Here is a 16,099-nt window from a genome sequence, read left to right as displayed (position 1 = left end):
AATATGATTAATTTACTTGAATCACAAAATATAAATAAAAATTTAATAAAAGATGTAGAAAACTTTTTGAAGGACAATGATGTAGATGACAAATTCAAATCCAGAATTCCTAAACCACGATTCAACTACTATGGAAAAGAAGTTTTGGAGATGGCTATAACAAGCATTTTGGAAGCGAATAATTTGCTATTGGTTGGTCCTAAAGCTACCGGCAAGAATATATTGTGCGATAATTTGGCATATATTTTCCAAAGACCACAATGGAATATTTCTTTTCATGTGAACACGGATTCTGAAAGTTTGATTGGTATGGATACTTTGAAAAACGATGAAGTTATTTTCAGAGCAGGTCCAGTGTTGGAATCTTCATTGAATGGAGGTTTCTGCGTGTTCGATGAGATTAATATGGCTAAGAACGATTCTGTTGCTATTATGCACTCCGTTTTGGATTATCGTCGAATTATAGATATACCTGGTTTTGAAAAAGTAGACATTCACGATAAAACAAGATTCTTAGCTACAATGAATTACGGATACGCTGGTACGCGTGAAATCAATGAAGCGTTGTTGTCCAGATTTTTTGTCATAGATATGCCAAAAACAGACGAAAAAACTTTGAACAAGATACTTTCAGAAGAATTTTCATTGACAGACACCGCTCAAAAAATGTTCGTGAGATTTTTTATGGATTTACAAGAAAAAAGTTTGAATTCTGAAATTTCTGGAAGATGTATCGACTTGCGTGGTTTGTTATCTTCAATCCACGCTATGAAAAGAGGTTTGAGCGTTAAATCAAGCTTAAAACTTGGAATTGTCAATAAAACATTTGATGAATTTGAAAAAACAATCGTGCAAGATATTATCGATACCATATTTAAGGACGATTTAAAACCGGAAGAGATATTTGAATAATGGAAGATTCAAGGTCCAAAAATCTATTTTGGTTGTTGAGTGAAGATTACAACATTAACCCTAATTTAGATTTTATTACAAAAGAAAATGTCAATTCAGAGATTTTTCAGACTGTGCTTTTTGGATTTGCCCACAGATTCTACGATATTAATTCCGTTATGAAAATAATTGATAATGTGTCAAATAAAACGGATATTTTTTCGATTTTGATGATAATTTTAGACAACAATCTAAAAGAAAAAATGTTAAATGAAAGAAATGGGCTTGAGGATTTTGACAGGTTACAGAAATTATACTATTGTGACAAGTATTATAGGTCCAATCCTAAAAATATATCTGAAGAATTGGAAAAATATCATTACACTGATAAGCCCTGGACAACTACAAAATCCATCAGAGAAATCTTAATGTTGACTAAAACAAAGTGCAATGATAGCTTGTCTCTTATAAATCTTTTGATTGAGATTATAAATAAATATTTCTACTCATATAAAGATATTCGCAATAATGATAATTTCGAAAAGATAAAAAAAGAAGTCAAACCAGTTATCCAGAAAACTAATCAGAAAATTATAACAAAACAAGAAAATGTATCTCAACTTGAAAAATATTCCATTGGATCACAAGAATTTACTGAAGATTTGTACAAATTATTGGAAGATGAGGATGTCGACAACGACTCTTCCACTCAAAAAACTTCCCGTACTAAGGATGTTCATCAAAATATCGAAAGATTGTACGGAAAAAGTATCGTTGATCAATCTATTTTGAATTCTTTGAAAAATAAACTGTCTACTGATATTCATTCTGATATAAATTTTCACATAGTGAATGCCAATTCTACTAGAATTGAAAATTATAGAACGAATCTTTTGGTAGAATCTTACAATGAGAATATTAAACATTTCGAGAAAAATATCCTCATTTACAATCGCCAAGTCAATGTTTTAAGTGAAATGCTGAAACTTGCTCTTCTCAAAAATGAAGATGATGATGTTAGAAGGTCGACGTTCGGAACTATCGATATCAAAAGAGCATGGCGTCACACCAAACTAAACGACAATAAAATTTTTAACAAAATCTACAAAAACGAAAACAGTCCAATGTCTGTTGATTTATTGTTGGATATGTCTGCGAGTCAAAGTGAGAAGAAAGAAATTATAGCAGCACAAGCTTATGTTATAGCGAAAGCATTAAGTGATTTGTCCATAAAAGTTCGTGTACTTGGTTTTCAAAATATGTACGATTATTTGATAATTACAAAATTCAAAGACTACGACGAGCAGAACTGCAAAAATATTTTTCATTATCATCCAGAAGGCTCAAATAGAGACGGATTGGCACTCAAATTTATGAGAAATATTATGACGGAACAAATGGAGTCCAAACTTTTGATAATGCTAACAGATGGTAAGCCCAACAATATTGTAAATCTCAATTTTGTTTGCAAAACCAGATTTAAAGCAGAAGATTATGTCGGAGAATTGGCAGTAAAAGACAGCGCAAAAGAAGTATTCTTGACTAGAATGCAAAAAATAAAATTACTAGGAGTGTTCACTGGATCACAAGACGATTTGACTTTTGAAAAGGAAATCTTCACTAATGATTTCTGCTACATTAAATCTCCCGAAATGTTTAGCAAAACCGTCGGCTCATTTATCAAAAATATAATATCTAATATGTAATTAATTGCAAAACGAAACCGTTAGAACCAGCTGATTCTAACGGTTTATTTATAATTTATTTTCATCAACTAATATGATGTCGTCCATTATGGTCTTGTTCAAATCAATCAATCTTTGATTTGAAGATCCACGAAACTTCAATCTCAAATCTTTTAATTCTTCTACGAATCTTCCATCTACAAGTACATCACACATGTCCAATAGTTTTTTGCAGTTTTGTTTTTGAGAAAGTGTTTCGTAAGTGTATCCCGAAAAAATCCAGATACTTTTGTTCGTATTTTCTCTAATTTTTCCCACAATTTCTATCAAATCATCGCATGATTCGAATGGTTCTCCACCTAAAATTGTGAGTCCATCAATTTCTTCTTGATTCAAATAATCTATTACTTGATTTGTTTGCGTATCGGTCCATTTGTCTCCAAAATCCGGATCTTGGTATTCTTTGTTAAAACAATTCTTACAGTTGAGGCTGCACCCTGTTACAAAAAACGTGCACCTAATTCCAGGACCGTTTGCCACATCGTATTGTCTGATTTGTGCGTAATTCATTAAATGTGCAATACCCTATCTTTGATTTCTTTTGTTCTTCCTTCGTTCCAGAAATTTTCTCCAAGATATCCACAAGTTCTTCTAACAACATTCATCGTAGCATGGTCTTTGTTTCCACATTGCGGGCATTGCCAATCACCATCTTCGTTGATTGTAATTTCTCCATCGAAACCACAGTTTTGACAATAGTCGCTTTTTGTGTTGAATTCTGCGTATTGAATATTATCGTAAATGTATTTGACAAGAGTTTCCAAAGCTTTCAAATTCTTGCTCATGTTTGGAATTTCTACATAAGAAATACATCCGCCTGATGATTTATCTTGGAATTTCGATTCAAATGAGAACTTTTCAAAAGCAGATATTTCTTCTCTTACATCAACGTGGAATGAATTTGTGTAGTAACCTTTATCTGTGATGTTTTCGATTACTCCGAATCTTTCCCTGTCGATACTATTAAATCTGTGAGTTAAACTTTCTGCTGGAGTTCCATACAATGCAAATCCTAGATTAGTTTCCTTTTTCCATTGTTTTATTTTTTCATTCATGATATCCATTATTTTCATTGCAAATTCTTTGCCTTTTGGATTTGTGTGGCTTTCACCAATTGTTAGTAGCGTTGCTTCGTAAATTCCAATGTAACCCAAAGTCACAGTCGCATATCCTCCTATCAACAAATCTTTGATTGGTGTGTGTGGTTTAAGTCTCGCGATAGCTCCATGTTGCCAATGAATTGGAGAAGAATCACTAGTGACATCTTTTAGTAAATCGTAACGCAACACTCCTGCACGCTTACACATTTCTAATCTTTTGTCTAATATTTCGAAGAATTTGTCTTCATCGCCATCTGCCAAAATTCCGATTTGTGGTAAATTAATCGTAACAACTCCGATATTAAATCTACCTTCAAATTGATAATTTCCATGTTCATCTTTCCATGGAGACAAGAACGCTCTGCATCCCATTGGACTGAACACATTTCCTTCGTAGTTTTCTCTCATTTTCTTAGCCGAAATGTAATCAGGATACATTCTCTTAGCTGTGCAACGAATTGCAAGTGAAGTCAAATGATAAAATTCGCTGTCCTTGTGAATGTTATTTTCGTCCAAAACGTAAATTAATTTAGGGAATGCTGGTGTAACATACACTCCTGCTTCATTTTTAATTCCTTGAATTCTTTGCTTCAAAATTTCTTCTATTATCTTTGCAGTTTCTTCCTTGTATTCATCGTGATCTTCAATAAACATAAACAAAGTCACAAATGGAGCTTGTCCATTGGAAGTCATCAATGTATTGATTTGATATTGGATTGTTTGAATTCCTGATTCCAAGTCTTTTTGAGTCATCTTATCTGCCATTTTTTCAGCCATGTCGATGTCTCCAAGAGTTTCAATACACAAATTCAAATTCTTTTCGTAAGATTTTCTCAAATACTTTGACAAACATCTAATATCGATACTTTGACCACCGTATTGATTACTTGCTATTTGTGCGATTATTTGAGTCATTACATTACAAGCAACTTGGAATGATTTTGGCGATTCGATTAATTTGCCGTTTACAACTGTTCCCTTATCAAGCATATCTTTCATATTTACAAGGCAACAGTTAAACATTGGTTGAATTATGTAATCCATATCGTGAAGGTGAATTGCTCCTTCATCGTGAGCTTGAAGCAAATCTTGAGGAATAAGCTTTCTTCTAGCAATATCCTTACTAACTTCACCAGCTATTAAATCTCTTTGAGTAGAAGCTATCACTGCATTTTTGTTGGAGTTTTCTTCTAACAAATCCTTGTTACTTTCTTCCAATAAACCGATTATACTTTCATCAGTCGTGTTAGTTTCCCTTTTATATTTTTGTACGGCTTTATAGTTTTCGTATGCTCTTGCCGTAGCGGGATTGTTGTACTGAATTAATTTATAATACACTTGGTCTTCGATATCGGTAATACTCAAAACTTTTCCAATCGTTTTGGCATATCCTTCAATTTCTTTGGCGATTTTTTCAGCCAAATTTTCCTCGTAAATTCCTGTACTACTATTCATAGCTTTTTCTATCGCAACGACAATTTTTTTAGCATCAAATTCAACTTGTCGTCCGTCTCTTTTTTCTACAGTTAGCATTTGCAATCCCTCTTCTCTTTCCTTTTTTATATGATTAAAATCTTTTTTACTTGATTTTTATTACTGCTTTATTATATCAAATACTACAGATAGTATCAATATGTGGGTTTTTGATTTTTATTCATACTATATATAGTTAGTAGGATTTAAAACATTAAAAAAGCACCTTATCAAAAAGGTGCTCTGCATAATAATTTAATTGTGGCAAATTTAAGCTAATATTTATAATTTTAAAATTATTTTAAAATTCCAAATTCATATCCCTTATCTTTAAAATTTTTAATAATTGCTGAAAGTGAATCAACAGTTAGTTGTTTTCCTGGTGCATCGTGACACAAAACTACAACTAAATCTTGTTCAGCTTGATAAGTTAATGAAGTATTTGCAAATTCAACCATACCTTCTACAGTCGTTGGTCTTCTGCTTTTTGGTTCAGCATCTCCAACTAAACTGTTCCAATCTATCCAGTGAATGCCCAAAGATTCTAACGCATCATCACCTGGCTTTAATTGTTGCCAACTCATGTGTCCGCCCGGATATCTCCACACACTCGTTTTAAAATCTGGACCAAGCACATCTTGCAATGCTTTTTGTGCCATTTCTGCTTCCTTTTTAATTCTATCAGCGTTTGCAACTCTTCCTGGATATAATTTTGAATAATCGTGTTCAAAAGAGTGAAGAGCAATTGCATGACCTTCATTTAATTGGCGTTCCAAAATATCTTTTGTATCTTGTGAAACATGTTTACCAACTACAAAAAATGTAGCAGGAACATTTTCTTTCTTTAATACATCCAAAACTTGTGGAGTTATGCTGTGATTTGGACCATCATCAAAAGTCAAGAAACAAATTTTTTTGTTGTCAGTGTTTTTAACATAGCCCTCAGATTTTGTAGGTCTAATAAATTGACTAATTTTCTTCGCATCGTAAGCATAAGAATCTGCTTTTAAAATATGATTTGAACCCTTAATTAATTTATTAGGATCTGGTTTTGGCTCTTCTTTTTTATCAACAGTTTTTTTGTTTGATTTCTTAGAAGAATTCTCAGCTACTTTTGGATTAAGACTTTGTTCGCTGTTGGCCACTTTTACTGCAACAAAACTTCCTACAGCCAATACAAAAACCAAAAGAACTATTGAATTGATTATTTTTTTTCTTCTCTTGCGTTTTCTTCTCGCTTCTCTTTCTTCTCTCATAATATCTCCTATTTTTTATTTAAAATCTCTAAAGCTTTTTGAAGTTGATTATCTTCTTTCATAAACTCAACTCCGATACCCTTAGCTTTTTCATCTAATTTAATTTCAACATCTGGTTTAACACCTTGCTTGTGAATTTTGTTGCCATTTGGTGAAAAATACTCACTAATAGTAAGCTTCAACCCTTCGCCTTTATCCATAGGAATAATCGTTTGAACGATACCTTTTCCGAAAGTTTTCTCTCCGACAATCGTAGCTTTCTTGTAATCCTTCAAAGCCCCTGTCAAAATTTCAGATGCAGATGCACTTGAACCATTCACAAGAACTACCATTGGTAGATTTTGTTCTGAAGCATCACTCTTTTGGACATCTTCTTTTTTATTCTTATCCACAGTCTTAACTATTACTCCTTGTGGAAGAAGATAGTCTGCTATTTTAACCGTAGAATCTAACAAACCACCAGGGTTGTTACGCAAATCCAAAACAATTGATTTCACATTTTGTTTTTTCAAATTTTCGTACTGTTCAATAAATTCCTTATCAGTTTTTCTGTCAAATTGAGTAATGTTGATATATCCAATATCTCCAATTTTTTGAGAATTAACAGTAGTCAAACTAATCATACGACGCGTAATATTTACATCGAAAATCTTACTAGTTTTATTCTCCATTCTGGCAATAGTAAGCTTAACATCTGTATTAGGCTTACCTTTCATCACCTTTACAGCATCATTCATTTGTGATGCGTTATAATCCTTGCCGTTAATTTTAAGTATAATATCATCTTTTTTGATGCCTTTTTCAAAAGCTGGACTGCCTTTAATAGCGCTAACAACAGTTATAGCACCAGTTTCAGAAGGAGTAACCACAATTCCAACACCTGCATATTCTCCCTCAGTTTGTTGATTCAAACTATCCATCTCTTCCTTAGTCAAAAACTCAGAATAAGGATCTCCCAAAGCTTTTACATAGCCTTCAACAGCTCCTTCTTGTTGCTTGTTTTTGTCTATATCAAAAAGATAATATTGGTCAATCAAGTTTTCAATCTTATTGATCTTCGCTAATGGAATACCATTTTCATTGGCAATCGCTGTTCTTTTTCCTGTAGCATTTCCTACAGAAAAACTTAGATACACCAATAAGCAAAGCCCCAATCCAATAAAAACTTTTTTAAATGTTTTCATAAATCACCTCTAACTAATATATAGTATAACAGATTAACGATTTTTTGTATTAAAATTGAGTTACAATTTGTCTAAGATTATTGTGCTTTTAATAAAAAAATATCCTCTTTTAATAAATAAAAGAAGATATTAATTACATTATTTAATTGTTAATAGCGTAATTCATAACCTTGTCATTGCCAATGGCGTAATCTTCGATTTGATTTTCGATAAACATATCAGGATACCACGTCAAACCATCTCTTTTATTAAGATTAGAACAGTGCATTATATCATTATAGTTATAGTCAAATCTAAATAAATAACTTGATGCAGATGAAATAAATAGGTGACTATTTCCAAAATACAACATAGAACCTGCAGATGTTGTCCAACCAGATGGTCCTCCTGTAAAATTACCTACTATAGTAACATTATTTAACCCCCTCTTAATATCATCAATTAAAAATGTCGCTGCTGAATAAGAATTGTAATCTGTCAAAACTCTGAATTCAAGTTGTGGATTTGATATTTGATATGTTTGTAATTTTCTAGATAGCTCTCTAAAATGTGTCGTTTCTCCTCCATTATTGTATCTAAGGTCTAATATGATCTTGTTCGTATTATTTTTCTTGATAATACTATCCATATTTTTTTCTAGATTTTTTAAACTAATCTCATCACTTTTATCAGCTGCCTGATTATATTTTACAATGAGGCTTCCTTCTCTTTCGTAACAATAAAATGCTTCGTCATCGGTAAATCTTTCCTTATTATTTTGTACGAATTTTTTACCTATTTTATCATTAATATCATAAACAAATCTCTTTGATTCACTACCTTCAAAATATTGTTTGAAGATTTTAGTAGGTTCCATTTTTATAGCTTCTATATCGATATTTTGAATCTTGCCATCATTTTCTAGTTCTAGTGATAACATGTTATTCTTACTTATATTTTCTTTATTATATATATCAATATAACTCAAGTAATATGATTCAAGTTTAGCGTTCTTAAAATATTCATTTTCTCCTGAAACATATTTATAAAACTTATCAAGCAAACTTTTTGCAGACTCTCCATTGATGCTAATAATTTTACTATACAGTAAATTCTTGTAATTTTCTGTAGTATTAATTATGTAAATATCGTCATCAATAATTTTCATTTTTATCGGTAAATAAGCACTACCTACATTAAACATGCCAAGAGCATGACCATCATTGGTCATAGCGATAATTTTATCCATATCAAACTTCAAATCTGAAACTGTTCTGCCTGTTTTGTTTTGGATAATTTTATTTAATTCTTTTTTCATTTCATCTTCTGTTGAATACCCAAGATAAGACTGAGATTGATTAAAATAATGAAGAAAATTAGATAAATCTGTATTATATTCCTTATCAGTTAAAGTCTTATTAAAATCTATATTTTGTACAACAGTCGTCTTAAGCTTACTGTAGTCTACATTTTCATCTTGAAACATAGAATTTACATCTATTGTTAATACTTCAACATCATCTAATTCACTATCTGCAAAACTGTTTGTACTTGTACATAACAGACTTATTATTAACACAGACACCAAAGTTATTGTTTTTAATTTTTTCATAAATCTCCTCCTATATTTAATTTTATTGATTTCTCAATGCGTAATTCATAACCCTGTCATTGCCAATGGCGTAATCTTGGATTTGATTTTCGATAAACATATCGGGATACCACGTTAATCCATCTCTTTTATTAAGATTGGAACAGTGTACTACGTCTTCTAATGTATAATCGTATCTTCTAACTCCACTTGATTTTTTGACAAATAATTTACTATTTCCTAAATACATAATTGTTGACGTTTCTGTCGTCCAACCAGAAGGTCCTCCAGTATTTTCCCCAATTATCTGAAGATTATCAAAATTTCTCTTGACTCCATCTACGAAAAAGGATCCAGCAGAGTAATTTTTTGATCCAGTTAATAATTTTATTTCCAATTTTGGATTCAATAGTTGATATCTTTTCAGTGCCAATTCAAGTTCTCTTGCATGTGTTGGCCAACCACCTGTATTGTATCTGACATCTACAATTATTTTTTCTACATTATTTTGTGAAACATCTTTATCCATTTTTTCTATCATATTTTCCAAGATGTTATCTTTATCAGTATTATAACAATTGTTGTATTGGATAATTAAGTTATTATCGTTTATATAATAATGAAATGGTTTCATTTGCATGTATCTCATCTTGTCATTTTTTATGAATTTATCTTTTGCGATATCTGTCATATCGTATATGATTTGAGAAAAATCCGTATTTTCATAATGATATTTATTTATTTTAACATCTGGCAAATCTATCATTTTGATTGTTTTATTAAGTTTTTTGCCATCAGTTTCTATCTGTAATTTTAATTCTCCATTTTTAATTATATTTTCTTTTTCTAGTGCATCTCCATAATATAGATAGAAATCTTTTATTATCGTATTTTTGAAATATTTATTTTCTGCTGAAGTGTATTTGTATAATCTTTTTGTTATGTCCTTGGTATCAATATCATCAAATTTTATTATCTTAGAATATAATAAATCTTCGTATTCAGGTGTTGTATTAATTATGTAATAATCTCCATTAATAATTCTAATCTTAATTGGCATACAGCTTTTCCCTATTTCATACATAGCTGATGTATGTCCATCATGAGTGTTTGCAATTAATTTTGCAAAATCCAAGTTTAAATCAGAAACCGTTTTATTATCTGATGTTTTCAATAGTTCTTCAGCAAGTTTTTCTAATTCTTCTCTTGTAGAATTTCCTAAATAAGCTTGCCATTCCAAATAATAATTTACGAAATTCTTCATATCTTTTTCATACTCAGATTTCGTAAGTACTCTGTTTAATTCAATTTTCCCCAATTGTTTAACTCTTAAATCATCGGGATTGTAATTTTCTAATTTCAAGTTATCTTCTATTGGAAATGTAAGAATTTCATTATCCAATTCATTCTTTGCAAATCCTCGTGTTTGTGTATTTAATGCAAGAATGCACGTTAGTAAGAATAAAATTATTTTTTGACTTCTCTTTGTTTTTTTCATTTTATTTCCTCTTAAATATTGTCAATCGTTTTCTATAACTCCATATTACAAATAAAACACATAATTGTCAAACATTTGGTTATATATTTTTTCAAATATTTTCAGATGATTTATTGCATTAAAAAAACTAAGTTATTGCTAACTTAGTTTCATAATTATCTTAGATAGTTTAATGGATCAGTGTGTTGACCATTGAATCTAACTTCAAAATGAAGATGAGGTCCTGTTGAATATCCAGTTGATCCTATATATGCGATTAATTGTCCACGTTTTACTCGTTGACCTACACTACAATTAAATCCACTCAAGTGTCCATAATATGTCAATGCTCCATTATCATGTTGAACTTTCACAAGATTTCCGTAGCCACCGCTCCATCCAACATGAACTACAACTCCATCTTCTGCAGATATGACATTTGTTCCCATTGGTGCTGAAATGTCTAATCCCGTGTGAAATCCCGATCCTCTTCCGAATGGATCGCTTCTCCATCCATAAAAAGAAGTCATTCTGTGAGATGATGGTACCGGCCATTGTAAGTATGCTCCGTCGTTATTGATGACTGGTGCTGAAATATTAGTATTGATTGCCTTGTTTCTTTGCGCCATTTCACGTCTTCTTTTTTCAGCTTGAGCTCTTTGTGCTGCAAGTAATTTTGCTTGTAGTATAGCCTTTTTTTCTTGGTCGATTTTGCCATCAATTTTTTCAAGCTCTTTTATTAATGAAGATATTTCTGATTCAGTCATCGTTACATTTTTAGAAATATCGTCGATTAATTTTTGTTGTTCAGCTAATGTATCGTTTAACGCTACGACTTTTAATTCCAAATTCTTTTTTACAATTTCCATTGTTTGCATTTTGGATTTTAGTTCATCTTCTTTGTAATCTAATGAAATTTTTTCGTGTTTTAAATCATTCAATAGATTTTTATCAAACCTAGCAATGTAATTCATCAAACTTACGTTGTTCAATAAATCATTCAAATTTCCAGATCCGAAAAGCACATCGACTTTTGCGCCGTCTTTTGATATGTACATTCCTTTTAATCTTTTTTGAAATTCTTTTGTTTTTTCGTTGATACTAGATTTGTAATTTTCGATTTCTTTTTTAGTGTCATCTATTGATTTATTAATTTTTGCCAATTCTTGTTGTTGAATAGCAAGTTCTGACTGAGTTTGAGTTAATTTTAAGTTGATGTTTTTCAACTTTTCCAACTCAGCATCTTTGTCATCTTTTAATTTATTTAGGTTGGATTTAGATTCGTTTAAATCCGAAGTTTTTGCTTTTTTTTCGTTATTTAATTCGGTTAATTTGTCTGCATACACTGCATTAGTCATAAGCATCATGCACAAGGCTAATGCGACAATTTTCTTCTTCATAATTCCTTCCTTATATTTTGAGATATTTTTTGCTACTTAATACGGAACCGAATGCTCCAATTCCGATACCTAGACTGATAAAAATCTTCAATAAATCCCACCTAATCATCACTGGTGGAACCAAATAAGTTGATATCAATCCATACACAGTCTTATTATACCTCAAATATCCATATCTGTACAGGTAATAACAAGCCAAAAACGCAACCACAGCGCCGATTATTCCGAAAAATATTCCCTCAACAACAAGCGGTGCAGATATTACCAAATTCGATGCACCAATATTTTTCTTAATGGCAATTTCTTTTCTTCTGGCATACACAGTTAATCTAATCGTATTTGAAATATTTATTATTGAAATCATCACCAATATTGCAACTACGATTGATCCAGCGTATTTTACAATTCTAGATGCATTTGAAATTTTCGCAATTAAATCCTTGTAAAAACTTACCTTTTCAACGCCATCTATTTTTTGAAATTCTCTGACGTATTTTTCAGCGTCGTTTACATCCTTCAATGTAACTTCAAATGATGCAGGAAAAGCTGATTCCATTCCTTCAATCAAAGTTTTATCATCTAAAGACTTGGAGAAATTCTCCATAGCTTGTTTGTTGGAAACATACTTCAAATCCTTAATTCCATCTTTTTGTTTGATAAACTGTTCAATCTTTTTCGTCTTGTCCTCTTGAATTCCATTTTCCAAGTACACATTGACAAGATTAACTTTTCCTTCGATGTCTTTTACAGCTTGATTCATCGTCAACATAGATATAATTACAGATCCCAAAATCAAAAGAGCCAGAGATATCGTCGTCAAAGATGCAAGTCCCATCGATCTGTTTTTCCAAATACCTACAAATCCTTCCTTCAAAGTGGATATCATAACTCTAATTCTTCTCATACATTCCACCTTCTTCATCTCTAACAATAATTCCTTTGTCCAATTGAATCACTCTTTTTTGTAACTTATTCACAATATCTTTCTCGTGAGTTATCATCAAAACAGTCGTGCCACGTTCATTAATTCTAACCAAAGCATTGGCTATGTCCATGCTAGTCACAGGGTCCAAATTCCCCGTAGGTTCGTCTGCAATAAGTAGTTTTGGTTTATTAACCATTGAACGTGCAATGCACACTCTTTGCATTTCCCCGCCGGATAATTCGTGAGGATATGCATTCTTTTTGTCTTTCAAATTTACCAAATCAAGCACAGTATCAATCGTAGATTTTATCTCTGAAGAACTCTTCCCCAAAATTTGCATAACGTATTTTATGTTTTGGTACACAGTCTTATTTTCCAATAATTTAAAATCTTGGAACACCATTCCTATACTTTGTCTTAATTTAGGAACCTTTCGTGCTTTTAATCTGGTTATGTCTTCACCGTAAAGGTAAATCTTACCCCTATCTGGATTTATTTCTTTAAGTATAAGTTTCGTAATAGTTGATTTGCCCGCACCGCTTGGCCCAATCAAAAAAACAAATTCACCTTGCTCAATTTTAAAATTGCAATCGTTTAGTGCGCACACTTTATTTTTATATGTCTTATCGACATGAACGAATTCTAACATTTTTCACCTCGTAAACCTAATTATATCACAGTCTTTTTAAATTTTTAAACAACTGGATATTTAAATCTTTTTAGGGTATATATATTTTAGGTGATGAAAATGAACAAAAAAGAAATTAGAAAACAAATTTTAAAACAAAGAGACTCCATCTCCGACAAACAAAAAGTCGACGATGAACTCTTAAAAGAATTGGAAAACTTAGAAGAATTCAAAAATTCCGAAAACTTTTTTGTGTATGTGAGCTTTGGCTCTGAGTTTAACACTCACGAGCTCATAAAAGATTTGTTGGAACAAGGAAAAAAAGTATACGTTCCTTACGTAAAATCAAAAGGACATATGATTGCAGTACAAATCAAAAGCATGGACGATTTGGCTCCTGGAGCTTACGGAATCCTAGAGCCCAAAAACCCAGTTGAATCAGACGTTAAATTTGATTTCATGCTAGTACCTGGATTATGCTTCGACAAAAACAAATACAGAATCGGCTACGGCGGAGGATTCTACGACAGATTCATCGACAAAATCGGCGAAGATTCCTACAAAGTATCCATAGTCTACGATTTTCAATTAGTAGATGATTTGCACCCCGAAGAGTTTGACAGACCAGTTGATAAATTAATAATTCAAAAATAAATATCTACAAGCAAAAAGACCACAAAATTGAATTTCAATTCATGTGGTCTTTGTAGCTTCTCATATTTCCTAGAAATATCTAATTAAATATTCTCTTTATTTTATCAAGCAAAGAACTATTGTCCCCATCTAACAAAGCATAATTCATAACCTTGTCATTGCCAACTGCGTAATCTTCGATTTGGTTTTCGATAAACATATCAGGATACCACGTTGATCCATCTCTTCTATTAAGATAGGAAGAATGTAACACATCATTGTATGTATAATCGTATCTTATCATTCTATCGGATGTATATATAAATAGTTCACTCTTTCCAAGAAAGATGATGTTTCCTGCATAATTCGCAAAATTGGAAGCTCCCGCAGTATTTGTTCCAATTAATTTTACATTTTGTAAGTTTCTTTTTACACTATCTATCATTTTTGTAGCTGCTGAAAAAGTTCCCTCACTAGTTAACACTTTAATATTGATTTTTGGATTTAATAATTGATATTGCATTATGGCAAACTCTAATTCTCTTGTATGTAATTCATTACCACCACCATTATATCTGATGTCTAATATGATGTTGTCAATATCTTTTGCTTGTATTTCATTTTGCATTTTAGTTATCATATCTTTTAATACGTTATCTTTATTCATATCATAAGAATAATTATATTTAATTACTAAATTTCTGTTTGATTTATAGAAGTAAAATGGTTTATTTTCTGTGAATTGTTCTTTTCCCCAATTTGTATATGCATCCCATTTTAATTCATTAGTATCGTACATTATTTGATTGTAGCTTTCATCATCGTAATAATTTTTGTATATTCCAATATTATCAGTTTTAATGGTGTCTACAATTTTATCAACGATTTTTCCATTTTGCAAAATTTGTAAATGTACTTTATTCCCTTTTATTATATTTTCTTTTTTAAGTAAATCAGTGTATAACATGTAACCATAATGTAAAAGATTTTTCCTGCCAGTTTCATTTTCTGCAGAAATGTATTTGCTCACTATTTTCAATATTTCAGATGATTTTACACCTTCTATGCTTACTATTTTAGAATACAATAAGTCTTTGCACTTTTCTGTTGTGTTTATTATGTAGAATTCGTTACCAATTATTTTTATTATGAACGGGAATCGCTCTGTCCCTAAAAAATACATAGGAGTTGTGTGTCCATCATTCATATTAGATATTATTTTAGCAAGTTGCAAATTCAAATCACCAACGGTATTTCCTGTTGGATTTTGTAGTAATTTATCAATATCCGAATCTAGCTGTTCTTTTGTGTATCCTCCAAGATATCCTTGTTCATGGATATAAAAACTTTTGAAATTATTAACATCTTTGATGTAATCTTCTTTTGATAAAACTCTATTTAATTCTATCTCTCCAAGCTTTTTGTGTTTTTCCTTGTTTGTGTCCAAGTTTCCCTTGTGGTATATGCTATTTACAGAGAATGTTAATACTTCTATATTATCAAGTTCATTTTCAGAATATGAAATATTAGAAAAAGCTACTGCTATAACTATAATTATAGCAGCGCTTATTTTTTTGATCTTATTTATCATTTTTAATTTGTATCCCTTTTCTGTATGGATTAACACATGGATATGGTATATCTATACATCTTCCACCTCCGTCCAATACTATACAAGCTGAACTTGAATTTGGTTTTATTTGAATTAAGTTTCTACTGTTTCTTTCTTTAATGATTTTCATAAAATACTCCTTTCAATATGTCTGTTATTATTTTTTCTGTAATATAGAATTCTATATCCTTGTAGCCTAATTACT

General features: G+C 31.1%; 14 protein-coding genes. 3 read left to right on the top strand and 11 right to left on the bottom strand.

Annotated elements, in window-relative coordinates:
* The first annotated feature begins 3 nt into the window (after window positions 1–3).
* Both GKG01_RS04020 and GKG01_RS04015 read left to right on the top strand, forming a co-directional pair.
* Entirely contained in the window at window positions 4–912 is a 909-nt protein-coding gene (locus tag GKG01_RS04020) for an AAA family ATPase (RefSeq protein ID WP_094208904.1), read from the top strand.
* A complete protein-coding gene (locus tag GKG01_RS04015; protein ID WP_154271577.1) occupies window positions 912–2,597 on the top strand; it encodes a hypothetical protein in 1,686 nt (561 codons plus the stop codon). Before GKG01_RS04020 ends, GKG01_RS04015 begins: the two co-directional genes overlap by 1 nt.
* A 48-nt stretch (window positions 2,598–2,645) precedes the next feature.
* On the opposite strand, the gene nrdG is transcribed toward GKG01_RS04015, so the two are convergent.
* The 9 genes from nrdG to ftsE all read right to left on the bottom strand — a co-directional run bounded on the left by nrdG (window position 2,646) and on the right by ftsE (window position 13,670).
* Entirely contained in the window at window positions 2,646–3,146 is a 501-nt protein-coding gene (gene nrdG / locus GKG01_RS04010) for an anaerobic ribonucleoside-triphosphate reductase activating protein (protein ID WP_154271576.1), read from the bottom strand.
* Window positions 3,146–5,269, bottom strand: a complete 2,124-nt coding sequence (gene nrdD / locus GKG01_RS04005) for an anaerobic ribonucleoside-triphosphate reductase (RefSeq protein WP_094223669.1) — start codon at window positions 5,267–5,269, stop codon at window positions 3,146–3,148. The genes nrdG and nrdD overlap by 1 nt, the downstream gene beginning before the upstream one ends.
* A gap of 236 nt (window positions 5,270–5,505) precedes the next feature.
* Entirely contained in the window at window positions 5,506–6,465 is a 960-nt protein-coding gene (locus tag GKG01_RS04000; protein WP_154271575.1) for a polysaccharide deacetylase family protein, read from the bottom strand.
* Between the two features lie 8 nt (window positions 6,466–6,473).
* Window positions 6,474–7,649: a S41 family peptidase gene (locus GKG01_RS03995; RefSeq protein WP_154271574.1), complete on the bottom strand. Its 1,176-nt coding sequence runs from the start codon at window positions 7,647–7,649 to the stop codon at window positions 6,474–6,476.
* Between the two features lie 142 nt (window positions 7,650–7,791).
* On the bottom strand, window positions 7,792–9,240 hold the full coding sequence (locus GKG01_RS03990) for a peptidase S41 (protein ID WP_154271573.1): 1,449 nt from the start codon (window positions 9,238–9,240) through the stop codon (window positions 7,792–7,794).
* A 22-nt stretch (window positions 9,241–9,262) separates the two neighbouring features.
* On the bottom strand, window positions 9,263–10,717 hold the full coding sequence (locus GKG01_RS03985) for a peptidase S41 (RefSeq protein ID WP_154271572.1): 1,455 nt from the start codon (window positions 10,715–10,717) through the stop codon (window positions 9,263–9,265).
* A gap of 155 nt (window positions 10,718–10,872) precedes the next feature.
* Window positions 10,873–12,096, bottom strand: a complete 1,224-nt coding sequence (locus GKG01_RS03980; protein WP_154271571.1) for a M23 family metallopeptidase — start codon at window positions 12,094–12,096, stop codon at window positions 10,873–10,875.
* A 10-nt stretch (window positions 12,097–12,106) separates the two neighbouring features.
* The gene (gene ftsX / locus GKG01_RS03975; protein WP_094206029.1) at window positions 12,107–13,000 is read right to left on the bottom strand and encodes a permease-like cell division protein FtsX; all 894 of its coding nucleotides are present in this window, start codon (window positions 12,998–13,000) and stop codon (window positions 12,107–12,109) included.
* Window positions 12,987–13,670 carry a cell division ATP-binding protein FtsE gene (gene ftsE / locus GKG01_RS03970; RefSeq protein WP_002835102.1) on the bottom strand — a complete coding sequence of 228 codons (684 nt, stop codon included), beginning with the start codon at window positions 13,668–13,670 and terminating at the stop codon, window positions 12,987–12,989. The genes ftsX and ftsE overlap by 14 nt, the downstream gene beginning before the upstream one ends.
* Before the next feature lie 99 nt (window positions 13,671–13,769).
* Here ftsE and GKG01_RS03965 point away from each other — a divergent pair, with 99 nt between their 5' ends.
* A complete protein-coding gene (locus GKG01_RS03965; RefSeq protein ID WP_154271570.1) occupies window positions 13,770–14,303 on the top strand; it encodes a 5-formyltetrahydrofolate cyclo-ligase in 534 nt (177 codons plus the stop codon).
* Window positions 14,304–14,382: 79 nt separating this feature from the next.
* Here the strand turns inward: GKG01_RS03965 and GKG01_RS03960 are convergent, their stop codons facing one another.
* Entirely contained in the window at window positions 14,383–15,873 is a 1,491-nt protein-coding gene (locus GKG01_RS03960) for a peptidase S41 (protein WP_154271569.1), read from the bottom strand.
* Window positions 15,863–16,024, bottom strand: coding sequence for a hypothetical protein (locus tag GKG01_RS03955; protein WP_002837153.1), 162 nt, complete (start codon window positions 16,022–16,024; stop codon window positions 15,863–15,865). The genes GKG01_RS03960 and GKG01_RS03955 overlap by 11 nt, the downstream gene beginning before the upstream one ends.
* Window positions 16,025–16,099: the final 75 nt, after the last annotated feature.

The sequence above is a fragment of the Finegoldia sp. BIOML-A4 genome (assembly GCF_009679635.1).
GTDB lineage: Bacteria > Bacillota > Clostridia > Tissierellales > Peptoniphilaceae > Finegoldia > Finegoldia magna.
This window is presented reverse-complemented; position numbering and strand designations above follow the sequence as displayed.